Annotated in this window: 22 protein-coding genes; 16 read left to right on the top strand and 6 right to left on the bottom strand. The window is 73.0% G+C overall.

Annotated features, from left to right (window positions below; translation table 11 throughout):
* Nucleotides 1-8: 8 nt before the first annotated feature.
* On the top strand, nt 9-563 hold the full coding sequence (locus ACZ7LY_RS15480; protein WP_471625082.1) for an arginine repressor: 555 nt from the start codon (nt 9-11) through the stop codon (nt 561-563).
* Between the two features lie 24 nt (nt 564-587).
* Here the strand turns inward: ACZ7LY_RS15480 and ACZ7LY_RS15475 are convergent, their stop codons facing one another.
* The 3 genes from ACZ7LY_RS15475 to ACZ7LY_RS15465 all read right to left on the bottom strand — a co-directional run bounded on the left by ACZ7LY_RS15475 (nt 588) and on the right by ACZ7LY_RS15465 (nt 3,118).
* Entirely contained in the window at nt 588-1,622 is a 1,035-nt protein-coding gene (locus tag ACZ7LY_RS15475) for a bile acid:sodium symporter family protein (protein WP_471625081.1), read from the bottom strand.
* A gap of 92 nt (nt 1,623-1,714) precedes the next feature.
* A complete protein-coding gene (locus ACZ7LY_RS15470) occupies nt 1,715-2,527 on the bottom strand; it encodes a L,D-transpeptidase family protein (protein WP_471625080.1) in 813 nt (270 codons plus the stop codon).
* 3 nt (nt 2,528-2,530) lie between these two features.
* Complete coding sequence (locus ACZ7LY_RS15465) at nt 2,531-3,118, bottom strand: pyridoxamine 5'-phosphate oxidase family protein (protein ID WP_471625079.1); 588 nt, start codon at nt 3,116-3,118, stop codon at nt 2,531-2,533.
* 109 nt (nt 3,119-3,227) lie between these two features.
* Here ACZ7LY_RS15465 and argH point away from each other — a divergent pair, with 109 nt between their 5' ends.
* The 3 genes from argH to ACZ7LY_RS15450 all read left to right on the top strand — a co-directional run bounded on the left by argH (nt 3,228) and on the right by ACZ7LY_RS15450 (nt 6,928).
* Nucleotides 3,228-4,655 (top strand): argininosuccinate lyase, encoded by a 1,428-nt coding sequence (gene argH, locus ACZ7LY_RS15460; protein WP_471625078.1) that lies wholly within the window; start codon nt 3,228-3,230, stop codon nt 4,653-4,655.
* A gap of 195 nt (nt 4,656-4,850) precedes the next feature.
* Nucleotides 4,851-5,402 (top strand): TetR/AcrR family transcriptional regulator, encoded by a 552-nt coding sequence (locus tag ACZ7LY_RS15455; protein ID WP_471625077.1) that lies wholly within the window; start codon nt 4,851-4,853, stop codon nt 5,400-5,402.
* Nucleotides 5,399-6,928 (top strand): MFS transporter, encoded by a 1,530-nt coding sequence (locus ACZ7LY_RS15450; protein ID WP_471625076.1) that lies wholly within the window; start codon nt 5,399-5,401, stop codon nt 6,926-6,928. Before ACZ7LY_RS15455 ends, ACZ7LY_RS15450 begins: the two co-directional genes overlap by 4 nt.
* An 85-nt stretch (nt 6,929-7,013) precedes the next feature.
* Here ACZ7LY_RS15450 and ACZ7LY_RS15445 read toward each other — a convergent pair whose 3' ends face one another.
* Nucleotides 7,014-7,634 carry a lysophospholipid acyltransferase family protein gene (locus ACZ7LY_RS15445; RefSeq protein ID WP_471625075.1) on the bottom strand — a complete coding sequence of 207 codons (621 nt, stop codon included), beginning with the start codon at nt 7,632-7,634 and terminating at the stop codon, nt 7,014-7,016.
* 341 nt (nt 7,635-7,975) lie between these two features.
* On the opposite strand from ACZ7LY_RS15445, the gene ACZ7LY_RS15440 reads away from it, so the two are divergent.
* From ACZ7LY_RS15440 to ACZ7LY_RS15430, 3 genes are all read left to right on the top strand, one after another.
* Nucleotides 7,976-9,169, top strand: coding sequence for a glycerophosphodiester phosphodiesterase (locus ACZ7LY_RS15440; protein ID WP_471625074.1), 1,194 nt, complete (start codon nt 7,976-7,978; stop codon nt 9,167-9,169).
* Nucleotides 9,170-9,243: 74 nt separating this feature from the next.
* Nucleotides 9,244-9,783 carry an RNA polymerase sigma factor gene (locus ACZ7LY_RS15435; RefSeq protein WP_471625188.1) on the top strand — a complete coding sequence of 180 codons (540 nt, stop codon included), beginning with the start codon at nt 9,244-9,246 and terminating at the stop codon, nt 9,781-9,783.
* A 17-nt stretch (nt 9,784-9,800) separates the two neighbouring features.
* Nucleotides 9,801-10,304, top strand: a complete 504-nt coding sequence (locus ACZ7LY_RS15430) for a GNAT family N-acetyltransferase (RefSeq protein WP_471625073.1) — start codon at nt 9,801-9,803, stop codon at nt 10,302-10,304.
* Nucleotides 10,305-10,377: 73 nt separating this feature from the next.
* On the opposite strand, the gene ACZ7LY_RS15425 is transcribed toward ACZ7LY_RS15430, so the two are convergent.
* Together ACZ7LY_RS15425 and ACZ7LY_RS15420 are read right to left on the bottom strand one after the other, a co-directional pair.
* Nucleotides 10,378-10,761: a hypothetical protein gene (locus ACZ7LY_RS15425; protein ID WP_471625187.1), complete on the bottom strand. Its 384-nt coding sequence runs from the start codon at nt 10,759-10,761 to the stop codon at nt 10,378-10,380.
* A gap of 130 nt (nt 10,762-10,891) precedes the next feature.
* The gene (locus tag ACZ7LY_RS15420) at nt 10,892-11,251 is read right to left on the bottom strand and encodes a hypothetical protein (protein WP_471625072.1); all 360 of its coding nucleotides are present in this window, start codon (nt 11,249-11,251) and stop codon (nt 10,892-10,894) included.
* A 71-nt stretch (nt 11,252-11,322) separates the two neighbouring features.
* Between ACZ7LY_RS15420 and ACZ7LY_RS15415 the strand changes: the two genes are divergently transcribed.
* The 9 genes from ACZ7LY_RS15415 (at nt 11,323) to ACZ7LY_RS15375 (ending at nt 23,936) form a co-directional block, all read left to right on the top strand.
* A complete protein-coding gene (locus ACZ7LY_RS15415; protein WP_471625071.1) occupies nt 11,323-11,973 on the top strand; it encodes an HAD-IA family hydrolase in 651 nt (216 codons plus the stop codon).
* A gap of 424 nt (nt 11,974-12,397) precedes the next feature.
* Nucleotides 12,398-13,453, top strand: a complete 1,056-nt coding sequence (locus tag ACZ7LY_RS15410; RefSeq protein WP_471625070.1) for a methionine ABC transporter ATP-binding protein — start codon at nt 12,398-12,400, stop codon at nt 13,451-13,453.
* Nucleotides 13,450-14,223, top strand: a complete 774-nt coding sequence (locus ACZ7LY_RS15405; protein WP_471625069.1) for a methionine ABC transporter permease — start codon at nt 13,450-13,452, stop codon at nt 14,221-14,223. The genes ACZ7LY_RS15410 and ACZ7LY_RS15405 overlap by 4 nt, the downstream gene beginning before the upstream one ends.
* Before the next feature lie 62 nt (nt 14,224-14,285).
* Entirely contained in the window at nt 14,286-15,116 is an 831-nt protein-coding gene (locus ACZ7LY_RS15400; RefSeq protein ID WP_471625068.1) for a MetQ/NlpA family ABC transporter substrate-binding protein, read from the top strand.
* Between the two features lie 151 nt (nt 15,117-15,267).
* Entirely contained in the window at nt 15,268-15,906 is a 639-nt protein-coding gene (locus ACZ7LY_RS15395; protein WP_471625067.1) for a GNAT family N-acetyltransferase, read from the top strand.
* A gap of 122 nt (nt 15,907-16,028) precedes the next feature.
* Nucleotides 16,029-17,243 carry a precorrin-6y C5,15-methyltransferase (decarboxylating) subunit CbiE gene (gene cbiE, locus ACZ7LY_RS15390; protein ID WP_471625066.1) on the top strand — a complete coding sequence of 405 codons (1,215 nt, stop codon included), beginning with the start codon at nt 16,029-16,031 and terminating at the stop codon, nt 17,241-17,243.
* 353 nt (nt 17,244-17,596) lie between these two features.
* Nucleotides 17,597-21,226, top strand: coding sequence for a nicotinate-nucleotide--dimethylbenzimidazole phosphoribosyltransferase (gene cobT, locus ACZ7LY_RS15385; protein ID WP_471625065.1), 3,630 nt, complete (start codon nt 17,597-17,599; stop codon nt 21,224-21,226).
* 580 nt (nt 21,227-21,806) lie between these two features.
* Nucleotides 21,807-23,054, top strand: coding sequence for a uroporphyrinogen-III C-methyltransferase (cobA, locus tag ACZ7LY_RS15380; RefSeq protein ID WP_471625064.1), 1,248 nt, complete (start codon nt 21,807-21,809; stop codon nt 23,052-23,054).
* A gap of 54 nt (nt 23,055-23,108) precedes the next feature.
* Nucleotides 23,109-23,936 (top strand): TrmH family RNA methyltransferase, encoded by an 828-nt coding sequence (locus ACZ7LY_RS15375; protein ID WP_471625063.1) that lies wholly within the window; start codon nt 23,109-23,111, stop codon nt 23,934-23,936.
* The last annotated feature ends 2 nt before the right edge of the window (nt 23,937-23,938 follow it).

The raw sequence follows: 23,938 nt of genomic DNA, 5'->3' as shown, positions 1-23,938 counted from the left end.
GGACGACGATGAGCAGCAAAGCGGAGAACGACGAGCGGGCCACCCACGGCGGCCAGGGCCCTGCCGTGCCGCAGACGCGCACCGCGCGCCACCGCCGGATCGTGGACATCCTGAACCGGCAGCCGGTGCGCTCGCAGAGCCAGTTGGCGAAGCTGCTCGCCGACGACGGACTGACCGTCACCCAGGCCACGCTCTCGCGCGACCTCGACGAACTGGGCGCGGTGAAGATCCGCAACACCGGCGGCGAGCTGATCTACGCCGTGCCCAGCGAGGGCGGCTTCCGCACCCCGCAGGCGCCGCTCGGCGAGTCCGCGAAGGAGGAGCGGATGCGCCGCCTCGCGGGCGAACTGCTCATCTCCGCGGAGGCGTCGGCCAACCTGGTCGTGCTGCGCACCCCGCCGGGCGCCGCCCAGTTCCTCGCCTCCGCCATCGACCAGGCCGAACTGCACGACATCCTCGGCACGATCGCGGGCGACGACACGCTGATGCTGATCAGCCGGGACCCGGCGGGCGGCCAGGCCCTCGCCGAGCACCTGCTGCGCCTCGCCCAGAACGACCACTGAGGCGCGGGGGCGGTCACGGGGGCGCTACGCCGCCGCGCGCCGCGCCCGATGGGCCATCCAGGCGGCGACCAGCGCGCCGGAGACGTTGTGCCACACCGAGAACACGGCGGCGGGCAGGGCGGCGAGCGGGCTGAAATGGGCGGTGGCCAGCGAGGCGGCGAGCCCCGAGTTCTGCATGCCGACCTCGAAGGCCATCGCGCGCGAGGCGGGCGGTCCGAGCCGGGCCGCCCTGCCCGCGCCGTAGCCGAGCAGCAGCCCGAGCCCGTTGTGCAGGACGACGGCGAGCAGCACGAGCCCGGCCGCCGACCGGATGGCGTCGGCGCTGCCCGCGACGACCACGGCCACGATCACGGCGACCGTCAGCGCCGACAGCCACGGCAGCGCCTTCAGGAGCCGGTCCACGTACCGCCCGAGGACGAGCCGGACGACGAGGCCCGCGACGACCGGCAGCAGCACGGTCTTCAGGATGTCCGTCATCATCGACGCGGCGTCCACCGGCAGATAAGCGCCCGCGAGCAGCAGCGTCAGCGGGGGAGTGACCAGCGGCGCGAGGACCGTGGAGACGGTCGCCACCGAGACCGACAGGGCCACATCGCCCCGGGCCAGGTACGTCACCACGTTGGACGCGGTGCCGCTGGGCGCGCAGCCGACGAGGATGACACCGGCCGCGAGCTGCGGGGACAGACCGAGCGCGTGCGCGATGAGCCAGCCGAGCCCCGGCATGATCACGTAGTGGGCGACGAGCCCGAGCCCGACCGCCCAGGGCCGCCGCGCGACGCCCTTGAAGTCCCCGAGCGTCATCGTCAGACCCATGCAGAACATCACGACGCCCAGCAGGTACGGGACGTTCGGCCCCCAGCCGGAGAACGTGCCGGGCGCGGCGAGCCCCCAGGCGCCCGCGACCAGGACGAGGACCGGGAAGACGGTCACGGCGAGGCGGGCGGCGCGGTCGGCGGACGCGGTGGCCGGTCCGTCGGGGGACCCGGCCGGCTCAGGGGTCCCGGTGGGCTCGGAGGCCGGGCCGGGGGAGGGGTTCGGGTGTTCGGTATCGCTCTGCACCGGGCGATGCAACGCCGCCGTCCGGTGCCCGTGCAACCGTGTCTCGATATGTGGTCGGTACACGCGTCCCGGCCGGGGCGCGTCCGGCGCCCTCAGTAGCGGGTGAGCGCGGTGGGCCCCGACGCCGTGCCGATGGCGAGGTGCGGGGCGCGGTCCGGGCGGGCCCAGGCGAGGATGTCCCGCATCGCGGCGCGCGGCACGGACACGCAACCTGCCGTCGCCCCGCGCCCGTTGACGTGCAGGAAGATGCCCGCGCCGCGTCCGCGTACGGGCCGGTGGTAGTTGAAGGCGACGACGAGGGCGTGCGCGTACTGCGTGTCGTAGTCGGCCAGGCGCTCCGACTCGCTCGCCCGGCAGTCGGCGGGGCGCGGGTCCGTCCAGCGGTTGTAGGAGCGGGAGTCGTTGTCCTCGCACCACCACGAGGTGGGCCGCACCGCGCGGTAGGGCGTCGCCGTCCCGGCCGGCGCGGGCGCGGTGCCGAACGCGAACGGCAGCGCGAAGAGGCCCGTCGGCGTGGTGGACGTCCCCTGCCGCCGTTGGATGCCCTCCACCAGCCCGTTCGCCCCGAACCTGGCCGGCGCCGACCCGGCCCGCACCCAGCGCCCGTCCGCCCGCCGGTCCCACCAGCTCAGGGTGCCGGTGGTGGCGGAGAGGCGGGGCGCCTCGGCCGTGAGGACCTGGCTCCCGCCGCCCGTGTCGGCCATCCGGGCGGGCAGACCGGCGACGGCGGACCCGGCGGGCGGCGCGGCCGAGAACAGCGCGCAGGCGGCGAGGGCGACGGCGAGACCGGCCCGCACGGAGGACTTGGCCCGTACGGAGGACTTGGTACCTACCCGAAGGGCGGGACGCACGGACGATCCGGTACGGACGAGAAGCGCGGGACGTACGGGAGATACGGGACGCATGGGTCAGAACGTAGCGGGCGGGAGCGGGAGCGGCAGCCCGGGAAGGCCGTCCAGGCTCGCCGCGATGTGCTCCTTCTTCTGGAAGTAGGCGTCGAGGGAGGCGTCGTCCTCGCGCGCGAAGCGCTTGGCGTGCAGATCGCGGTCCTCGTCGTACGACATGAACGGCACCGCGTATCCGCAGGTGTCACGGACGAGTTCGGCGTGCACGACGATGATCGCGCGCAGCCCGTGCGGGGTCGGGTCGATGCCGGGGAAGCGGGCGAGGAGACCGGGGAAGCGCTCGTCGTCGCGGAAGACGGGCTCGCCGCGCCCGTGCACCCGCACGATGTTCGGCGGGCCCTGGAACGCGCACCACATGAGGGTGATGCGGCCGTTCTCGCGCAGGTGGGCGACGGTCTCCGCGTTGGAGCCGGTGAAGTCGAGGTAGGCGACGGTGTGTTCGTCGAGGACGGCGAAGGAACCCTTCAGCCCTTTGGGTGACAGGTTCACGGTGCCGTCGGCGGCCAGCGGCGCCGTGGCCGTGAAGAACACGGGCTGTTCCTCGATGAAGGTCCGCAGCCGGCCGTCTATGCGTTCGTAGGTCTTTCCCATGGGGGAAGTATGGGCTTCCCCGCCGGTGCGTATGCCCGGCCCGATTGACGAATCATGCATGACTCTGCATAATCATGCATGACAACCACCGGCTTGAGGAGCAGAGCACGTGAGCAGCAACACCGGCGATGTCCGCCTCTGGGGCGGCCGGTTCGCCGACGGCCCCGCCGAGGCCCTGGCGAAACTCTCCGCCTCCGTCCACTTCGACTGGCGCCTCGCCCCCTACGACATCGCGGGTTCGCGCGCCCACGCGCGCGTGCTGCACACGGCGGGCCTGCTCACCGACGACGAGCTGACCCGGATGCTCGACGGGCTCGACCGCCTGGAGGCGGACGTCGCCGACGGCTCCTTCGTCGGCACCATCGCCGACGAGGACGTGCACACCGCCCTGGAGCGCGGCCTGCTGGAGCGGCTCGGCCCCGACCTCGGCGGCAAGCTGCGCGCGGGCCGCTCCCGCAACGACCAGGTGGCGACCCTCTTCCGGATGTACCTGCGCGACCAGGCGAGGATCCTCGGCGGCCTGATCGCGGACCTCCAGGAGGCGCTGGTCGGGCTCGCGGAGGCGCACCCGGACGTCGCCATGCCGGGCCGTACGCACCTCCAGCACGCCCAGCCGGTCCTCTTCGCCCACCACGTCCTCGCGCACGTCCAGTCGCTGTCCCGGGACGCCGAGCGGCTGCGGCAGTGGGACGAGCGCACGGCCGTCTCCCCGTACGGCTCGGGCGCGCTCGCGGGCTCCTCGCTGGGTCTCGACCCCGAGGCGGTCGCCCGTGACCTCGGCTTCGAGCACGGCTCCGCCGCCAACTCGATCGACGGGACGGCCTCGCGGGACTTCGTCGCGGAGTTCGCCTTCATCACCGCGATGATCGGCGTGAACCTCTCGCGCATCGCGGAGGAGGTCATCATCTGGAACACGAAGGAGTTCTCCTTCGTCACGCTCCACGACGCCTTCTCCACCGGCTCGTCGATCATGCCGCAGAAGAAGAACCCGGACATCGCGGAGCTGGCGCGCGGCAAGTCCGGCCGCCTCATCGGCAATCTGACGGGTCTGCTCGCCACGCTCAAGGCGCTGCCCCTCGCCTACAACCGCGACCTCCAGGAGGACAAGGAGCCGGTCTTCGACTCCTGTGACCAGCTCACGGTCCTGCTGCCCGCCTTCACCGGCATGATGGCCACCCTCACCGTCAACCGGGAGCGCATGGAGGAGCTGGCCCCGGCCGGTTTCTCGCTCGCCACCGACATCGCGGAGTGGCTGGTCAAGCAGGGCGTCCCGTTCCGTGTCGCGCACGAGGTCGCCGGCGAGTGCGTCAAGGTCGCCGAGGCCGAGAACAAGGAGCTGGACGACCTCACCGACGAGCAGTTCGCCAAGATCTCCGAGCATCTGACGCCCGAGGTGCGCACGGTCCTCAACGTGCCCGGCGCCCTCGCCTCCCGCTCCGGGCGCGGCGGCACCGCACCGAGCGCGGTCGCGGTCCAGCTCGCCGAGGTCAAGCAGGACCTCGCCGTCCAGCGGACCTGGGCGGACGCCAAGAAGTAACCGCACGCCCGTCCCGTACGAAACCGAGGCCCCGCCCCTGCGAAGGGGGCCGGGCCTCTTCGGCGTACCCGACGGGCTGCCGGTAGGTCCTGACCGGTCAGGGCACTGCGGTCGGTCCTGACCCGTCAGTGCCTCGGCTGGCACGTTACCCTTTCGAATGAGACACACATGTCTCATTCGGGGTATGCTCGTCTCATGGCCGTCGACCGTTCCCACATGCTGCGCACCGCCGCCGCCCTGTTCACCCGCAAGTCCACCGCCACGATGGACGAGGTGGCCCGGGCCGCCGGCACCAGCCGCGCCACGCTGCACCGCCACTTCGCGGGCCGCGACGCGCTGGTGCGCGCGCTGGAGGACCTCGGCATCCAGGAGTGCGAGAGCGCGCTGGAGCGGGCCCGGCTCGACGAGGGCCCCGCCGAGGACGCGCTGCGCCGCATGATCCACGAGTTCGAGTCCAGCGCCCCGCTGCTCGCCTTCCTCGCCACCGAGAACCAGTTGTTCGAGGGCGACGAGCAGAACGAGGGCTGGGCCCGCCTCGACGCCCGGATCGCCGCGCTGTTCCGGCGCGGCCAGCAGACGGGCGAGTTCCGGATCGACCTCAGCCCGGCCTGGCTCACCGAAGCGCTCTACAGCCTCGTCGGTGGCGCCGCATGGGCCATCCAGGACGGCCGCCTCGCGGCCAACGACTTCACCCACATGATCGCCGAGCTGCTGCTCGGCGGCGCACGACGGAGCGTGGAACCATGACCAGCACACAGCAGCGCACTCCCGCGGCGGAGGTGGTGACGCGCCCCGGCCGGTGGCTCGCCCTCTCCGTCCTCGTGCTCGCGGTGCTGCTCGTCGCCGTGGACGCGACGGTCCTCGGCCTCGCCACCCCCTACATCAGCGAGGACCTGGCGCCGACCGGCACCCAGTTGCTGTGGATCGGCGACGTCTACTCGTTCGTCATCGCCGGACTCCTCGTCTCCATGGGCAGCCTCGGCGACCGCATCGGCCGCAAGAAGCTGCTGCTGACGGGCGCCGTCGCGTTCGGCGCGGTCTCCGTGCTCAACGCGTACGCGACCAGCCCCGAGATGATGATCCTCGCGCGCGCCCTGCTCGGCGTCGCGGGCGCCACCCTCATGCCGTCCACGCTCGCCCTCATCCGCAACATGTTCCACGACCCGCGCGAGCGGTCCGTCGCCGTCGGCATCTGGGGCGCGATGGCCTCGGCGGGCGCGGCGGTCGGCCCGGTCGTCGGCGGCTTCCTGCTGGAGCACTTCTGGTGGGGCTCGGTCTTCCTGATCAACCTGCCCGTCATGGCGATCCTCGTCCTCGTCGGCGCGAAGCTCATCCCCGAGTCGAAGAACCCGGTGCCCGGCCCCTGGGACCTGGCCAGCGTCGGCCTCTCCCTCGTCGGCATGATCGGTGTCGTGTACGCGGTCAAGGAGGCCGCCGCCCACGGCTTCGGCTGGCCCGTCGCCGCCACCGCCGTCATCGGTGTCGCCGCGCTGGCGTGCTTCGTGCGCCGTCAGTTCCGCCTGGAGGCGCCGCTGTTGGACATGGGCCTGTTCAAGCACCGCGGCTTCTCCGGCGCGGTCCTCGCCGACCTGCTGACCATCCTCGGCCTCGCGGGCCTGATCTTCTTCCTGTCGCAGTTCCTCCAACTGGTCCAGGGCCGCCAGCCGTTGCAGGCCGGCCTCGCCGAACTGCCCGCCGCCGTCGGTGCGGTGGTCGCCGGTCTGCTCGCCGGAGTCGTCGCGCGCCGCTTCTCCGTACGGTCCGTCGTCGCGGGCGGGCTCGCCGCGATGGGCCTCGCGCTCGCCACCCTGACGACGCTGAGCGAGCACACCGGGTACCCGCTGCTCGGCGCGGTGCTGCTCGTCGTCGGTGTCGGCGCCGGGTTCTCGTTCACCGTGACCGCCGACGTCATCCTCTCCAGCGTGCCCAAGGAGCAGGCGGGCGCCGCGTCCGCGGTCTCCGAGACGGCGTACGAGCTGGGGGCCGCGCTCGGCATCGCCCTGCTCGGCTCGATCGTCACCAGCGTCTACGCGGGCTTCACCGCCCCGGCCGGCACCCCGGCCGAGGTGGCGTCGGCGGCGCACGAGTCGCTGGGCGGTGCCGTCGAGTCCGCGTCCGCGCTGCCCGCGGCCCAGGCGCAGCAGCTGCTGGACTCGGCGCGCGGCGCGTTCGTCGACGGCCTCCAGACGGCCGCCGGTGTCGGCTCCGCCGTCCTGCTCGCCACGGCCGTCGCCGCCTGGTTCATGCTCCGGGGCCAGCGCCTGGAGAAGTGACCCGGCGCGCGCCGAGAACGCGTGAAGGGCGTGGGCCCACCGGACGAACTCCGGTGGGCCCACGCCCTTTTCGGCGGTGTGGGGCTCAGGCGGCCTTGGCCTTCGTGGCGTACATGTCCACGTACTCCTGCCCGGAGAGCCGCATGACCTCGGCCATCACGGAGTCCGTCACCGCGCGCAGCACATAGCGGTCACGGTCCATGCCCTCGTAGCGGGAGAACTCCATCGGCTCGCCGAAGCGGACCGTCACCCGGCCCGGACGCGGCATGCCCTTGCCGCCCGGCTGCAGCTTGTCCGTACCGATCATGGCGAACGGCACCACCGGCGCGCCCGTCATCAGCGTCAGCCGCGCGATGCCGGTACGGCCCCGGTACAGGCGGCCGTCGGGGGAGCGGGTGCCCTCCGGGTAGATGCCGAAGATCTTGCCCTCTTCGAGGATGCGGCGCCCCGTCATCAGCGCCGCGACCCCGCCGTTGGCGCCGTCCCGGTCCACCGGGATCATGCCGACGCCGGTGAAGAACCAGGCCATCAGGCGGCCCTTGAGGGACGTGCCCGTGACGTACTCGTCCTTGCCGATGAAGCAGACCTGCCGGTCGCACACGACCGGCAGGATCACCGAGTCGATGAACGTCAGATGGTTGCCCGCCAGGATGACGGGACCCTCGCCCGGGATGTTCTCGGCGCCTTCCACCTGTGGGCGGAACATCAGGCGCATGATCGGTCCGAGCACTGCCTTGATGAGCGCGAAGCGGGACAACGGGCCCTCCGGTGTCGAGGAACGTATGGGTGAAGTCTGTGCAGGTGAGGACGATACTCGCGGCCGGGTACCCCGCGCACATCGGGTTCACCGACTCGATACGCGGAGTTGACACGGAAAAGACATCCCCACAGCCCCGCGAGCGCGCCCGCGTCACCCGGCGGCCATCGCGCATCAGCCCGACGTTCCGCACGAGGTCTCCCGCTCGTCACTCCCGCCCACCTACGATCGGTCCCGCTTTGACAGGTGCAAGGCAGCAGGTGGGCCGTGCTCGGCGGGAGGAGTGCTTGATGGGGAACGAGACGTCACAGGCGGCACAGGGGCAGCAGCCGGTACGGGCGGTGGGGCGCCGCTCGCTGCTCGGCGCGGCGGTGCTCGGCGCGGGCGCGGCGGCCCTCGGCGTGCCCGGGTCGGCGAGCGCCGCCGAGCGGGCGAGTGGCGGGAATCACGCCGGGGCGGGCTACCGGAGCCTGCCCGTGCCGACCGTCATCGCCCACCGCGGCACCAGCGGCTACCGGCCCGAGCACACCCTCGGCTCGTACCAGCTCGCGCTCGACATGGGCGCCCACGTCATCGAGGCCGGCGACCTCGTCCCCACCAGGGACGGACACCTCGTCTGCCGCCACGAGCCGGAGATCGGGGGCACCACGGACGTGTCCGCGCACCCCGAGTTCGCCTCCCGCAAGACCACCAAGGTGCTCGACGGGGTCTCCACCACCGGCTGGTTCACCGAGGACTTCACGCTCGCCGAGCTGAAGACGCTGCGCGCCAAGGAGCGCATCCCCGCCACCCGCCCGCACAACACCCTCTACGACGGCCGCTGGGAGATCCCGAGCTTCGAGGAGGTCCTCGCCTGGCGCGCCGAGCAGAGCCGCCGGCGCGGGCGCGAGGTGTGGATCTACCCGGAGATCAAGCACCCCACCTACTTCCGCAAGCTCGGCATCGACGTCGAGGCGAAGCTCGCCGGGATCCTGCGCAAGCACGGCCTGCACAAGAAGAACTCGCCCGTCATCATCCAGTCGTTCGAGCCGACCAGCCTCCAGCGCATGAACAAGCTCGTCGGCAACCCGCTGGCCGTCCTGCTCTCCACCGCGGGCTCCCGGCCCGCCGACTTCGTCGACAACGGCGACCCGCGCACCGTCGCCGACCTCATCACGCCCAAGGGCCTCGCCGAGATCGCCACGTACGCCCAGGGCATCGGCCCGACCCTGGACCTGATCATCCCCAAGGACGCCTCGGGCCGCCTCAAGGAGCCCACCACCCTCGTCAAGGACGCGCACGCGGCCGGGCTGATCCTCCACCCGTACACGATGCGCAACGAGAACACGTTCCTGCCCGCCGACTTCAAGAAGGGCACCGACCCGAACGCGTACGGCGACGCCTTCGGCGCGTTCAAGGCGTACTACGCGACCGGTATCGACGGTGTCTTCTCCGACAACTGCGACACCGCGCTCCTCGCCCGCGAGGACTTCGTCAACGGCTGAGCCGCCGCTGCCGGTTGGAGTGAGGCGTGGCCGCCCGGGCAACCGGCGCCCCGGTCGGCCACGTCCCGCCGTGCATGACGACGACGCACGCCACCGTGTTCGACACCCTGCGGCCCCTGCTCGCGGCCGAGGTCCGCGCCGAACTGCCCGCCGCCGAGGCCGCCGACACCGAACAGGCCGTCTGGGTGCGCCTCCTGGAACGCCTCGCCGCGCAGGGCCCGCCCGCCGACCCCGCCGCCTGGGTCACCGCCGCCGTCCGCGCCGAGGCCCGCGGCCTGCACCGCACCGCCCGCAGCGAACTGCCGTACGCGGCCGAACCCGCCGCCGAGCGCGCCGACTTCGACCCCGAACACCGCACCCTCGCCGGTGAGCGGGCCCGCGCCCTGCGCGGAGCCATCCGCAGACTGCCCGGCCGCTGCCCGCGCCTGATCGGCGCGATGCTGTCCCCGGATGACCTCACTTACCGTGAAATCGCAGGCGAGTTGGGTATCTCACAGGGCAGTCTTGGGCCGGAACGTTCCAGATGTCTGGGATGCCTGCGCAGAATCCTCGCCGCCGAGGTTGCGCCCCGAGCGCGTAGGGAAAAGGCTGGGCAACAACCGGCGGACAGGTGAGCGGGAGGCATGCACACATGGGCATGAGCGTGACCATCTCTGCGGCGACCGATGCGGACGCCGAGCAGATCCTCAAACTGCAGTACCTCTGCTTCCAGAGCGAGGCACAGCTCTACGGGGACTACTCGATCGAGCCGCTGACCCAGACCCTCGACTCGATCCGGGCCGAACTGCGGGGCGGCACCGTGCTCGTGGCCCGCCTCGGCGACGAGGTGGTCGCCTCCGTGCGCGCCGCCGTCGACGCGGACGGCACGGCGAGCATCGGCAAGCTCGTCGTCCACCCGAGGCTGCGGCGGCACGGGCTCGGCGGCCGGCTGCTCGCCGCCATCGAGGACGAACTCGGCGCGTCCGGCACCGCCCGCCGCTTCCAGCTCCTGACCGGCCACCGCAGCGAGCACAACCTGCGCCTGTACCGCCGCCACGGCTACGCGCAGGTCAGGACCGAGCGCGTGGACGACCGGCTCACCATGGTCACCCTCGCCAAGGAGGCGCGGGCGGGCGCCTTCGCCGCCAGCGCCTGACACATCCGGGGCATCCGGGGGCGCACCCACCGCGCCCCCGGCTCGGGCCTCTCCGGCTCGCACCGGTCCCGGCTCAAGCCGCCTCCGGCCGTTCCTGCCGCAGCACGCCCTTGCGCAGCCAGTACATGGCCGTCAGCGGCAGCAGTACGGGGATGAACAGATAGCCCATCCCGTAGTCCGACCAGACGGTCGCGTCCGGGAACGCCGACGGCTCCACCAGTGTCCACGTGCCCACGATCAGCACCCCCGCCAGCTCCAGCGCGCAGCACACGAACGCGGCCCTGCGCGCCGTCTCCCCGCCCCGGACCAGGGTGTACGTGATGAAGCCGTACACGATCCCGGCGAGCGCGGACAGCGAGTAGGCGAGCGGGGCCTTGCCGAACTCGGTGGAGATCTGCACCGCCGAGCGCGAGACCGCGCCGACGACCATGACCCCGTAGAGCCACACGAGGAGCATGCCGGGACCGCCGATCAGCCGCCTGCCCCGCGCCTTGCCCGTGTCCTTGCCCGTGTCCTTGGCCGCGCCGGCGTCCGTGCCCGTGTCCGTGCCCTTGCCCGGCGTGCGGTCCGAAGAGGTCACCGTCACCTCATCCTCCCCAGATGTCGAAAAGCCGTACTTCGAGGACGGCGAGGACGACCCCGCCCGCCGCGACCGTCGCCGAGCCCCAGCGGGTCCGCTCGGTCAGCGACATGAAGCCCGTCACGGGCACGCACGCGAACGCCCCGATCAGATACGCCACGAAGATCGTCGTGCCCTGCTCGGGCTTCTCGCCCCGCGCGAGCTGCACGATCCCGATGACGAGCTGCGCGAGCGCCAGCACCGACACCACGGCCATGCCGATGAAGTGCCAGTCCTTGGTCGACTGGTCGCGGTACGCGGCGTAGCCGCACCAGGCCGCCAGCGCGAGCGCGGCGAGACCCGTCACGAGGGTCAGGGCATCAAGCATGGCCGTGAGCCTATTACGGGCCAAAAGGCCCGATGCGCTCGCCCCCGGCCCGCCCCGTACGCTCGGGAGGCATGAAGATCCACGCTGACGCCCTGCTGTTCGACAACGACGGAACGCTCCTCTCCTCCCTGGAGTCGGTGTACCGCTGCTGGACCCGGTGGGCGCAGGAGTACGGGATCACCGCCGGGGCGTTCGCCGCCGTGGAGCTGCACGGCCGCCCCGCCGCCGAGATCGTCGCCGATCTGCTGCCCCCGGAGGCGGTCCCCGGCGCCGTCGCCCGCATCGAGGACCTGGAGGTCGAGGACGTGCCCCACGGCGGCACCCACGCCCTGCCCGGCACGCTCGACCTGCTCGCCTCCCTGCCCGCCGGACGCTGGGCCGTCGTCACCTCCGCCACCCGCCGTCTCGCCGAGGCCCGGCTCGCCGCCGTCGGCATCGAGCCGCCGCTGCTGATCGCCGCCGACGACATCACGCGCGGCAAGCCCGACCCCGAGCCGTTCCTGCTGGCCGCCGCCAAGCTGGGCGCGGACCCGGCGCGCTGCGTGGTCTTCGAGGACGCCCCGGCCGGGCTCGCGGCGGGCCGCGCGGCCGGTATGCGGACCGTGGCGTTGACCACAACGCACACCGCGACCGAGCTGACCGCCGACGCCGTCGTGCCCGACCTGTCGGCCCTGTCAGCACTGGTCACGGACACGGGCGTGGAGATCACCGCGGCCGTCTGAGCGGCCCGCCGGTCCCGTCCACCGCTGTCCGCTATTCGGACAGCGGTGGCGGTGAGCGCCCTCACTTCTGCTTTACTTGCCCGCATGACCACGACGAGCAGCCGCACCCTTGCGACCGAGGCGACGATGACGCCCGGTGCTCGTTGTATGTGTCGAATGTGCGCCTTCTGAGGGCCCCCGCACCTGCCGTCCCGCGCCCCGAAGCGAGACATGCGCGCCCCGTCCGTAGGGAGTGACTCCGCAGGGAGAAACAGCTCGACTACGTGACCGGGCCTGCCCGCGCACAGCTTCTCCGTACCTCCTGCGGTGCCGGATCCTTCCGGCCGGGAGAGCCTGCCGCGCCCGGAACCCTGGCACGTTCCGAACCGAATGCCCCGTGCCCGGCGCCACCCGCGCCGCGCACTCGACAGCTACGGATACCCACGTGATCACCACTCAGGGCCTCACCAAGGTCTACCGCTCGCGCGGACGCGAGGTCACCGCCCTCGACGGCGTCGACCTGCATGTGCGCGAGGGCGAGGTGTGCGGCGTCATCGGCCAGTCCGGCGCCGGCAAGTCCTCGCTGATCCGCTGCGTGAACCTGCTCGAACGCCCCACCTCCGGCACCGTCACCGTCGCCGGCCAGGACCTCACCGCCCTCGCCGGACGCGGACCCCGCGCGGGCCGGGAGCTGCGGGAGGCGCGCAGCCGCATCGGCATGGTCTTCCAGCACTTCAACCTGCTGTCCTCGCGCACCGTCCAGGACAACATCGAGCTGCCGCTGGAGATCCTCGGCAAGTCGGGGAAGGAACGTTCCACCAAGGCGCTGGAACTGCTCGACCTCGTCGGTCTCGCCGACAAGGCCAGGTCCTACCCCGCCCAGCTCTCCGGCGGCCAGAAGCAGCGCGTCGGCATCGCCCGCGCCCTCGCCGGCGACCCCAAGGTCCTGTTGTCCGACGAGGCCACCAGCGCCCTGGACCCGGAGACCACCCGCTCCATCCTCCAGCTGCTGCGCGACCTCAACCGGCAGCTCGGCCTGACCGTCCTGCTCATCACCCACGAGATGGACGTCGTCAAGACCGTCTGCGACTCCGCCGCCCTCATGGAGCACGGCCGCGTCGTCGAGTCCGGCACGGTCAGCGAACTCCTCGCCACCCCCGGCTCCGAACTCGCCGCCGCCCTCTTCCCGGTCAGCGGCGACGCCTCCGGCGAGGACCGCACGGTCATCGACGTCACCTTCCACGGCGAGTCCGCGACCCAGCCCGTCGTCTCCCAGCTCGCCCGCACCTACAACATCGACATCTCGATCCTGGGCGCCGCGATGGACACCGTCGCCGGCAAGCAGGTCGGCCGCATGCGCATCGAACTGCCCGGCCGCTACGAGGACAACGTCGTGCCCGTCGGCTTCCTGCGCGAGCAGGGCCTCCAGGTCGAGATCGTCGACGGCGGACCGCGCCGGGACGAGCAGCCCGTACTGCTGAAGGAAGGTGTCACCAAGTGACGTGGTCGGAGATACAGCCGCTGCTGTCGCAGGCGTGTTGGGACACCCTCTACATGGTCGGCTGGTCCACGCTGATCGCCGTCGTCGGCGGGCTCCCGCTCGGCATCCTGCTCGTCCTCACCGACCGCGGCGGCCTGCTCCAGAACAGCTTCGCCAACAAGGTCATCGGGCAGATCGTCAACATCGTCCGCTCGATGCCCTTCATCATCCTCATGGTCGCGCTGATGACGTTCACCCGCTGGGTCGTCGGCACCACCATCGGCCGGGACGCCGCGATCGTGCCGCTCGCCATCGGCGCCATCCCGTTCTTCGCCCGGCTCGTGGAGACCTCGGTGCGCGAGGTCGACGGCGGTCTCGTGGAGGCCGTGCAGTCGATGGGCGGCAACACCTGGACCGTCGTACGCAAGGTCCTCGTACCCGAGTCGCTGCCCTCGCTGATCTCGGCCACCACCACGACCGTCGTCGCCATCATCGGCTACACCGCGATGGCCGGCACGGTCGGCGCCGGCGGCCTCGGCGACCTCGCCATCCGCTACGGCTACCAGCGGTTCGAGACGAACATGATGTGGATCATCGTGGCCGTGCTCGCGGTCGCCATCGCCGTGATCCAGTTCGCCGGCGACAGCGCGGCCCGCGTCCTGCACCGCCGCGCCGGCAAGGGCGGCGAACCGCTGCGCTTCCGCGCCTTCGGCGGCTTCCGCACCCGCGGCCCCCTCACCACCGAGGCGAACGGGACCGCCGCCGAGGCGAGCCCCGCCAAGACCCTCTGACCTCACCCCGGACTCCCCGCCCCACCCGGCGGGTGCACCACCCATGGAGAAAGGCACTTTTCGTGCGTAACACCACCAAGATCACCGCTGCTGTCCTCGCCACCGGCGCCCTCACCCTCGGCCTTTCGGCCTGCGGCTCCGAGAAGGGCGACTCCAAGGCCAAGGCGTCCGACCCGCTGGTCGTCGCCGCGACCCCCGTCCCGCACGCCGAGGTCCTCAACTACATCAAGGACAACCTGGCGAAGAAGGCCGGCCTCAAGCTGGAGGTCAAGGAGTTCACGGACTACGTCCAGCCGAACAACGCCACCGAGGACGGCTCGGTCGACGCCAACTACTTCCAGACCGTGCCCTACCTGGAAGACTTCAACAAGAAGAACGGCACGCACCTCAAGTCCGTCGCCACGGTCCACCTGGAGCCCCTCGGCCTGTACTCGCAGAAGGCCGACAAGCTCTCCGGCATCAAGAAGGGCGGCACCATCGCCCTGCCCAACGACGCCGACAACGAGAGCCGCGCCCTGCGCTTCCTCGCCGCCAACGGCCTGATCACCCTCAAGAAGGGCGCCGAGGCCACCGCGACCCCGCAGGACATCGAGAAGAACCCCAAGGACCTCACCTTCAAGGAGGTCGAGGCCGCCCAGACCCCGCGCTCCCTCAAGGACGTCGACGGCGCCGTCATCAACGGCAACTACGCGATCGGCGCCGGCCTCAAGCCCGCCAAGGACGCCCTCGCGCTGGAGTCGGCGAAGAACAACAAGTACAACAACGTGCTCGCCGTCAAGGAGGGCAACGAGGACGACCCGCGCGTCAAGAAGCTCGCCAAGCTCCTGACCTCGCCCGAGGTCAAGAAGTTCATCGAGGACAAGTACAAGGGCTCGGTCCTGCCCTCGTTCTGACCCGTGTTCGCGTGAGCGCCTCCATGGGGGCCGCACCCGGCAACGGGAGCGGCCCCCATGTGCAGTTACGTGCCTGCATGCTGCATGCTGGGCACTTCACCCCCGGCCGGCACGAGGCACGCGGGCGGCCACGAAGGTTACGGAGCGGCGCATGACGAACACCTTCCCCGAGATCTCCATCAGCACGGAGCGCTTGGTGCTGCGTCCGCTCGACGAGGACGACGTCCCCTCCCTGGCCGCGATGATGAACGACGAGCTGGTCGCCGCCTGGACCGACGTCCCGCAGCCCTTCACCGAGGACGGCGCCCGCCGCTGGATCACCGAGTACGCGCCGCGCGAGCACGCCGCCGGAACCGGCCTCGACCTCGCCGTCACCGAGTTCCTGACGCAGCGTCTGGTCGGCGTCGTCCAGCTCACCAAGACCAACTGGCACGTCCGCTCCACCGAGTTGTCCTACATCGTCGCCCCCTGGGCCCGCGGCGAGGGCTACGCCTCCGAGGCCGCGCTCGCCACCGCCCAGTGGCTCTTCCGCGACCAGGACATGGAGCGCATCGAACTGCGCACCGCCGCCGACAACACCGCCTCCCAGCAGGTCGCGCAGAAGATCGGCTGCATCAGCGAGGGCGTCCTGCGCAACGCCTGCATAGCGCGCACCCGCACCGAGGACGGCACCTGGGCCGAGACGCGCACCGACTTCATCGTCTGGAGCCTGCTCCCCGAAGACCTCGACGGCGTCACCGAGCAGCTCGCCGAGGCCGGCGGCTTCACCGCGTTCTCCGACTGGAACTGACCCCCCCGCACAGTCACCAGCAGCAGCGGCAGCAGGTACGCTCACGGTGCTCCGCCCGGCCCCTGCCACCGGCGGCGACCCGCTCACGTACGCCCACCGCACCCCTCTGGAGACTGACGACGATGGCCGACCGGGTCACGGTGATCGGCTGGGACGGCTCGCCACTGACCGCGGCCGCCCGCTCCGCGCTCGGCGCGGCCACCCTCGTGGCCGGAGCCGCCCACCACCTCGCCCTGCCCGAGGTGCCCGCGCACGCCGAACGCGTCAGGCTCGGCAGCGTCTCCCTAGCCGCCCGCCGCATCACCGCCCACCGCGGCACCGCCGTCGTCCTCGCCGACGGCGACCCCGGCTTCTTCGGCGTCGTACGGACCCTGCGCGCACCCCAGTACGGCCTTGAGGTCGAGGTCGTCCCCGCCGTCTCCGCCGTCGCCCAGGCCTTCGCCCGCGCCGGGATGCCCTGGGACGACGCCCAGGTCGTCGTCGCCCACCGGCGCACCCTGCGCCGCGCGGTCAACGTGTGCCGCGCCCACCCCAAGGTCGCCGTCCTCACCTCGCCCGGCGCGGGCCCCGCCGAACTCGGGCTGCTCCTCGAAGGCGTCCACCGCACCTTCGTCATCTGCGAGGAACTGGGCACCTCCCGCGAGCAGGTCTCCGTCGTCACCTCCGACAAGGCCGCCGACCACAGCTGGCGCGACCCCAACGTCGTCATCGTCATCGGCGGGCCCGTCGCCGGCGCCCGCGAGGACGGTGGCTGGTTCATGGGCGGCGACCCCGACACGGGACCGCGCGGCTGGGCGCTGCCCTGCACCGAGTACGCCGGCCCCCTCGGCGAGGGCGAGAGCGAACAGCTCCGCGCCGCCCAACTGGCCTGCCTCGGCCCCCGCACCGGCGACCTCGTCTGGGACATCGGCAGCGGCAGCGGCGCCTTCACCGCCGAGGCCGCCCGGTTCGGCGCCGCCGTCATCGCCGTCGACCGCGACGCCGACGCCTGCGCCCGCACCCTCGCCGCCGCCCGCCGCTTCGGTGTCCAGGCCCAGATCGTGCACGGCACCGCCCCGCACGTCCTGGAGAACCTGCCCGAACCCGACGTCGTACGGGTCGGAGGCGGGGGAGCGACCGTCGTCTCCGCCGTCGCCGACCGGCGCCCGGCGCGGATCGTCACGCACGCCGCGACACGCGACGCCGCCGAACTCGTCGGCCGGGACCTGACCGAACACGGGTACGACGTGGACTGCGCCCTCCTCCAATCCGTCGAACTGGACACGCGCGCCTGGACGGAGAAGGAACGCGCCGTCGGATTCGTGCTGTCCGCGCGCCTGCGCGAGCGCCACCCGTGACCCTGGGGGCCGGGCACGCGCGGTAGGCTGGCCGATCGTTGCACCGCACCAGGACACCCGGTTTTTCGTACGCCAATGTCCTGAAAACGCGCCAGATACGGGACGCGTGTGGTACGGCGACGACCGGAGGACGCGCAACGTGGCGCAGTCCACAGAAAGCCGTGGCCGATCTCTTGGCCACAGCGGCGATCCGCCCGGGACAATGCCAGTTGTCCGGAGCGGTTCGTGCCGCGCGGCGCGCGCGCTCGTTCTTCATGACGGGCGGCCACGCGCCGCTCCGGTCAAGGGGGTTGCATCTCCGGCGATCGGCCGGGGGCGGCCAGGAAGTTCTCATCGATGGGCGAGGGGTAGGCATGACCGACACCGGTCAGTTTCCGGGCGAAGGGCTGCCGGAGAACGCAGGCACGGTGGACCAGCCGGGCGTCGCCGCTCCGGGGGCGTACACCTACCTCGATCCCGCCGACGCCGTGGCGGAGGACGACGAGCTGCTGCTGATGCCCGGTTCGCAGGGCGCCTGGGGCCAGCCGCAGGCCGCTCCCCAGCCGCCGCAGGCGCACGAGCCGGGCCCGCACGAGACGGGCGGCCGCGACAGCGGCCACCACGACCTCGGCGCCCTGCACACCCCGCCGCCCGCCCACGCGAGCCAGGGCGGCCAGCGCCGCCCGCTGCACATGGGCCCGCCGGTCCCGGACAACGCGGCGAGCCCGGTGCGTTCGCTCGCCGACCGCGGCCCCGCGCAGCAGACGCCGCCGCACCCCATGCCCGTACGCCAGGCCGGGCCGCCCACCACGGGCCCCGAGTACCTGGACATCCCGCCGCAGGGCGGGGCGCCGTGGCAGCCGGCCGAGGCGTCCCCGCAGGGCGGCGCAGAAACGGTCGTCCCGGCCACCCAGGAGTTCACCCCGGCCGCCGCGTACGCCGGTCAGGGCGCCGCCCCGCAGGCCGGGCAGGCGCAGTACGCGCAGCAGGCCGCGCCGCTCGGGCAGTTCGTGCCGGTCGAGGGCTCGGTCCCGACGACCCCGCACCTCGCGCCGACGCCGCCGCAGCCCTTCCAGGTCCCGCCGGAGCCGGAGGCCCCGGCGCAGCCGCATGCCCAGGCCCCGGCCCCGGCCGAGGCTGAAGCTGTCGCCGAGCAGGCGCAGGCTCCCGCCGCCCCGGCCGAGGCCGTTCCCGCGGACGCCGGTCAGGCGCCGCGGGCCGCCGAGGCGCCGGGGGAGCAGCCGGAAGCGGTCGCGGCTGGTGTGGACGCCGGGATCGTGGACGGCGGTGCCGTGGCCGCCCAGGAGCCGGCTCAGGCCGAGCCGCAGGCGGGCGCGGTGCCCGGTGACACGGAGGCGCCCGGTCAGCCGGTAGCCGCCGAGGCGCAGGCCCAGCCGGTCGCCGTCGCGGCGGAGGCACAGGCCGTCGCCGTCGCGGCGGAGGCACAGGCCGTCGCCGCCGCCGTGGACGCGCAGGGGCAGCCGGTCGCGGCGCCTGCTCCCGAGCAGACCCCGGAGCAGACCCCCGAGCAGGGCATCGCACCGGCCGCCGTGCCGGTCGCTGAGCCCGTCGCCCCTGAGGCGGACGCGCCGGAGCAGGCGCAGGCCGAGCCGGTCGCCGCCGAGGCGCAGGACGCACCGCAGGTAACCGAGGCCCAGGCCCCGCAGGCGCCGGACGCCCCGGTCGCCGCCGAGGCCGCCCCGCAGGCCCAGCCGCAGCCGGTGGCCGTGGACGCGCAGCCCGAGCCCGCGCCCCAGGCCGAGGCCGTCCAGGCGGTGCCCGCGCCCCCCGTGGCCGAGGAGCCGCAGGAGGCCCCGGCGCCCGCCGCCGAGGACGCTGTCGCCGCCCAACCGGTGGACCCGGGCCAGGAGCCCGCGCCGGAGCCCGAGGCGCCCGTCGAGCCCGTCGAGGCCGTCGAGCCCGCCGCGACCCTCGCGCCCGAGGAGCAGCCGGTCGCCCCGGTCGCCGACGGGCAGCCGCACGCCATCGCCCTCGGCGCCGACGGGCAGCCGCTCGCCGTCGTCATCGACGAGGAGCCCGCCGAGGCCCCCGCGCAGCAGCCGCACCCCGTGTTCCCCGAGGCGGCGCAGCACGCCGAGGGCGACGCGCCCGTCGCGCAGCAGACCGCTGACGGCGTGCCGCTGCACCAGCCCGCGCCCGACGCGCCCGCCGCCGTCCCCGCGCCCCGCGAGGCCGTCGCCGAGGACGAGCCGGACGTCATCGAGGTCGGCACCCACGCCCCCGCCGCCCCGCAGGACGCCCCGGAGCAGGGCCCGGCCGCCCCCGGCTACGCGGACGCCGAGCGCGAGGCCGTCCTGCGCGTCATGCGCGAACGCCGCGACATCCGCAACGGCTTCCGCGGCGACCCCATCCCGCACGAGGTCCTGCTGCGCGTCCTGGAGGCCGCCCACACGGCGCCCTCCGTGGGCCACTCGCAGCCCTGGGACTTCGTCGTGATCCGCTCCGCCGAGACCCGGCGCACGATGCACGAACTGGCCATGCGCCAGCGTGACGCGTACGCCAAGTCCCTGCCCAAGGGCCGCGCCAAGCAGTTCAAGGAACTGAAGATCGAGGCCATCCTCGACACCCCGGTCAACATCGTCGTCACCGCCGACCCGACCCGGGGCGGCCGGCACACCCTCGGCCGCCACACGCAGCCGCAGATGGCGCCGTACTCCTCCGCGCTCGCCGTCGAGAACCTGTGGCTCGCCGCCCGCGCCGAGGGCCTCGGCGTCGGCTGGGTCTCGTTCTTCGACGAGCGCGAGATGGTCCGTACGCTGGGGCTGCCCGAGCACCTCGAAGTCGTGGCGTACCTGTGCGTCGGATACGTCGACGAGTTCCCGGACGAGCCCGAGCTGATGCAGGCCGGCTGGTCCAAGCGGCGCCCGCTGTCGTGGGTCGTGCACGAGGAGACGTACGGGCGGCGCGCGCTGCCCGGCGAGGACCCGCACGACCTGCTCGCCGAGACCGTCTCCAACATCCGCCCGCTGGACGCCAAGGCGCTCGGTGAGGCGTGGGAGCGGCAGAAGCGCATGACCAAGCCGGCCGGCGCGCTCGGCATGCTGGAGATCATCTCCGCGCAGCTTTCCGGGCTGTCCCGGATGTGCCCGCCGCCCATCCCCGAACCGGCCGCCGTGGCGATCTTCGCCGGTGACCACGGGGTGCACGCGCAGGGCGTCACGCCGTGGCCGCAGGAAGTGACCGGCCAGATGGTCGCCAACTTCCTGGGCGGCGGCGCCGTCTGCAACGCGTTCGCCAACCAGGTCGGCGCCGAGGTCTGCGTCATCGACGTGGGCGTCGCCTCCGAACTGCCCGCCACGCCGGGGCTGCTGCCGCGCAAGGTGCGGGCCGGCACCGCCGACATGACCGCGGGGCCCGCGCTCAGCCGCGAGGACGTCAAGGCCGCGATCGAGGTCGGCATCGAGACCGCCCGCGATCTCGTCGCCGCGGGCAACAAGGCGCTGCTCACCGGTGAGATGGGCATCGCCAACACCACGGCGTCGGCCGCGCTGATCTCCGTGTACACGGAGGCGGACCCGGCGGAGGTCACCGGGCGCGGCACCGGCATCAACGACGAGACGCACGCCCGCAAGGTGGACGTCGTGCGGCGCGCCCTCGACCTGCACAAGCCCGATCCCGCGGACCCGGTCGGCGTCCTCGCGGCGGTCGGCGGCCTGGAGCACGCGGCGCTGGTCGGCCTGCTCCTCGGCGGTGCGTCGCTGCGTACGCCGGTGATCCTCGACGGGGTCAGCGCGGGGGCGGCGGCGCTGGTCGCGCGGGCCGTCGCGCCGGAGGTCCTCGCCGCGTGCATCGCCGGGCACCGCAGTGCGGAGCCGGGGCATGTCGCCGCGCTCAACAAGCTCGGGCTGCGGCCTCTCGTCGACCTCGACCTGCGGCTCGGTGAGGGCACGGGGGCGCTTCTGGCGCTGCCCATCGTCCAGAGTGCCGCGCGGGCGATGCATGAGGTGGCCACGTTCGACTCGGCGGGCGTCACCGAAAAGTAACGGCTGGCCTCCGGCGAGCGGGACCATGGGTGAGCGGGGCTGCCTGTGGTTTTGATCGCCCTCGCCTCCGTCGTGGCTGATCGCGCAGTTCCCCGCGCCCCTGGGTGGGTGGGCCTGCCCATCGTTCGTCGCCTTTCGCCCGGTGGGGCTTCTCGCGCAGTTCCCCGCGCCCCTGTCGGGGCGACTGCGTCGCCACCTCCCCCCGGAGGGAGCCGGAGGGGCGACTGCATCGCCACCTCCTCCCCTGGGGAGCTGGGGCGAAGCCCCGCTCCCTCAGGGGCGCGGGGAACTGCGCGAGCAACCGGCCACCGGCCGAAAGGCGACCACGCACAGGTGCGCCCCGTCAGGGGCGCGGGGAACTGCGCAATCCGGTACCGCAAGCGGCGTCCGCCGGAGAACTCCCCAGGGGCGCGGGGAACTGCGCGACCAGCCCCCACCGGCCCGCAGGCGGAGGACAGCCCCACGCCCCGTCAACCTCCCCCGCACCCACCCTCCCCCCGCCGGAGAGGCATAAGGTGGGGCCGAGCCAAGAACCCGCACGTCAAACCACCCCACCCCGTAGTCCAGGGAGCCGTACGACATGCCCCCCGCCCCGCACTCCACCCGGCACCCCGCCTACCCGGTGGGCCTGCGCCTGACCGGCCGTAAGACGATCGTGATCGGGGGCGGCCAGGTGGCCCAGCGCAGGCTGCCCGCCCTGATCGCGGCCGGCGCGGACATCACCCTGATCTCCCCCTCGGCGACCCCCTCCGTGGAGGCGATGGCGGACGCGGGCGAGATCCGCTGGACGCGCCGCCGTTACGAGGAGGGCGACCTCGAAGGCGCCTGGTACGTCCTGATCGCCACGGCCGACCGCACGGCGAACGAGCGGGCGTCGGCCGAAGCGGAGCGCGACCGCACCTGGTGCGTGCGCTCGGACGACGCGGAGGCGGCGACCGCCTGGACCCCGGCCACCGGCCGCACCGAGGGCGTCACCGTCGCCGTGCTCTCCGCGGAGGCCGCCGACCGCGACCCGCGCCGCACGGCCGCCGTCCGGGACGCCCTGGTGGAGGCCCTGCGCGACGGCACCGTCAGCCTGGAGCGCCCGCACACCCCCGGCGTCGCCCTCGTCGGCGGCGGCCCCGGCGACCCCGACCTGATCACGGTCCGCGGCCGGCGCCTGCTCGCCGAGGCCGACGTCGTCATCGCGGACCGGCTCGGCCCCCGCGACCTGCTCGACGAACTGCCCCCGCACGTCGAGGTCATCGACGCGGCGAAGATCCCGTACGGCCGGCAGATGGTCCAGGAGGCCATCAACCAGGCGCTCATCGACCACGCCAAGCAGGGCAAGGCCGTCGTCCGGCTCAAGGGCGGCGACCCGTACGTCTTCGGGCGCGGCATGGAGGAGGCGCAGGCGCTGGCCGCCGAGGGCATCCCGGTGACCGTCGTGCCCGGCATCTCCAGCTCGATCTCCGTGCCCGGCGCGGTCGGCATCCCGGTCACGCACCGGGGCGTCGCCCACGAGTTCACGGTCGTCAGCGGGCACGTGGCCCCCGACGACCCGCGCTCGCTCGTCGACTGGGCCGCGATGGCCCGGCTGACCGGCACGCTCGTCGTCCTCATGGGCGTCGACAAGATAGGGAAGATCGCCGAGGCCCTGATCGCGCACGGCAAGGACCCCGCCACCCCCCTCGCGCTCGTCCAGGAGGGCACGACGGCCGCGCAGCGCCGCGTCGACGCGACCCTCGCCACGGTCGCCGAGACGGTACGCGCCGAGGGCGTCAAGCCGCCCGCGGTCATCGTCATCGGAGACGTGGTGCGCGAGGGCCCCGACCGTGACCAGCGGTGACAGAAGTCGTTCCCGGCCGTTGGCACCACTCCGAGGACAAGGCAGTATCGACCCGTGGCTGAACCCGTAGGTCTCATCACCATCGAGGACCCCGACGACCCCCGCCTGCGCGACTACACCGGCCTGACCGACGTCGAGCTGCGCCGCAGGCGCGAGCCGGCCGAGGGCCTGTTCATCGCGGAGGGCGAGAAGGTCATCCGCCGCGCGAGGCAGGCCGGGTACGAGATGCGTTCGATGCTGCTGTCCGCGAAGTGGGTCGATGTCATGCGTGACGTCATCGACGAGGTCCCGGCGCCCGTGTACGCGGTCGCCCCCGACCTCGCCGAGCGGGTCACCGGCTACCACGTGCACCGCGGCGCGCTCGCCTCCATGCAGCGCAAGCCGCTGCCGAAGGCCGCCGACCTGCTCACCACGGCCCGCCGCGTCGTCGTCATGGAGTCGGTCAACGACCACACCAACATCGGCGCGATCTTCCGTTCGGCTGCGGCCCTCGGCATGGACGCGGTCCTGCTCTCCCCGGACTGCGCCGACCCGCTGTACCGGCGCTCGGTGAAGGTCTCCATGGGCGCCGTCTTCTCCGTGCCCTACGCCCGCCTCGAAGCGTGGCCCAAGTCCCTTGAGGGGGTGCGCGAGGCCGGCTTCCAGCTCCTCGCGCTGACCCCCGCCGAGCAGGCCAAGTCCCTGGACGAGGTGGCCCCGCACCGCATGGAGCGCGTCGCGCTGATGCTCGGCGCGGAGGGCGAGGGCCTGTCCACCAAGGCGCTGATGGCCGCCGACGAGTGGGTCCGCATCCCGATGGCCCACGGCGTCGACTCGCTCAACGTGGGCGCGGCGGCGGCCGTCGCCTTCTACGCCGTCGCCACCGGCCGCCCCGAGCTGTAAGC

This window comes from Streptomyces sp. NPDC107550 (assembly GCF_055639095.1).
This window is presented reverse-complemented; position numbering and strand designations above follow the sequence as displayed.

Bases quoted from the DNA above. Each gene is read 5' to 3' on its own strand.
- ACZ7LY_RS15480 (WP_471625082.1), top strand. From the start codon at position 9: ATGAGCAGCAAAGCGGAGAACGACGAGCGGGCCACCCACGGCGGCCAG.
- ACZ7LY_RS15470 (WP_471625080.1), bottom strand. From the start codon at position 2,527: ATGCGTCCCGTATCTCCCGTACGTCCCGCGCTTCTCGTCCGTACCGGA.
- ACZ7LY_RS15465 (WP_471625079.1), bottom strand. From the start codon at position 3,118: ATGGGAAAGACCTACGAACGCATAGACGGCCGGCTGCGGACCTTCATC.
- ACZ7LY_RS15455 (WP_471625077.1), top strand. From the start codon at position 4,851: ATGGCCGTCGACCGTTCCCACATGCTGCGCACCGCCGCCGCCCTGTTC.
- ACZ7LY_RS15450 (WP_471625076.1), top strand. From the start codon at position 5,399: ATGACCAGCACACAGCAGCGCACTCCCGCGGCGGAGGTGGTGACGCGC.
- ACZ7LY_RS15445 (WP_471625075.1), bottom strand. From the start codon at position 7,634: ATGTTCCGCCCACAGGTGGAAGGCGCCGAGAACATCCCGGGCGAGGGT.
- ACZ7LY_RS15440 (WP_471625074.1), top strand. From the start codon at position 7,976: ATGGGGAACGAGACGTCACAGGCGGCACAGGGGCAGCAGCCGGTACGG.
- ACZ7LY_RS15435 (WP_471625188.1), top strand. From the start codon at position 9,244: ATGACGACGACGCACGCCACCGTGTTCGACACCCTGCGGCCCCTGCTC.
- ACZ7LY_RS15430 (WP_471625073.1), top strand. From the start codon at position 9,801: ATGGGCATGAGCGTGACCATCTCTGCGGCGACCGATGCGGACGCCGAG.
- ACZ7LY_RS15425 (WP_471625187.1), bottom strand. From the start codon at position 10,761: ATGCTCCTCGTGTGGCTCTACGGGGTCATGGTCGTCGGCGCGGTCTCG.
- ACZ7LY_RS15420 (WP_471625072.1), bottom strand. From the start codon at position 11,251: ATGCTTGATGCCCTGACCCTCGTGACGGGTCTCGCCGCGCTCGCGCTG.
- ACZ7LY_RS15415 (WP_471625071.1), top strand. From the start codon at position 11,323: ATGAAGATCCACGCTGACGCCCTGCTGTTCGACAACGACGGAACGCTC.
- ACZ7LY_RS15395 (WP_471625067.1), top strand. From the start codon at position 15,268: ATGACGAACACCTTCCCCGAGATCTCCATCAGCACGGAGCGCTTGGTG.
- cbiE (WP_471625066.1), top strand. From the start codon at position 16,029: ATGGCCGACCGGGTCACGGTGATCGGCTGGGACGGCTCGCCACTGACC.
- cobT (WP_471625065.1), top strand. From the start codon at position 17,597: ATGACCGACACCGGTCAGTTTCCGGGCGAAGGGCTGCCGGAGAACGCA.
- cobA (WP_471625064.1), top strand. From the start codon at position 21,807: ATGCCCCCCGCCCCGCACTCCACCCGGCACCCCGCCTACCCGGTGGGC.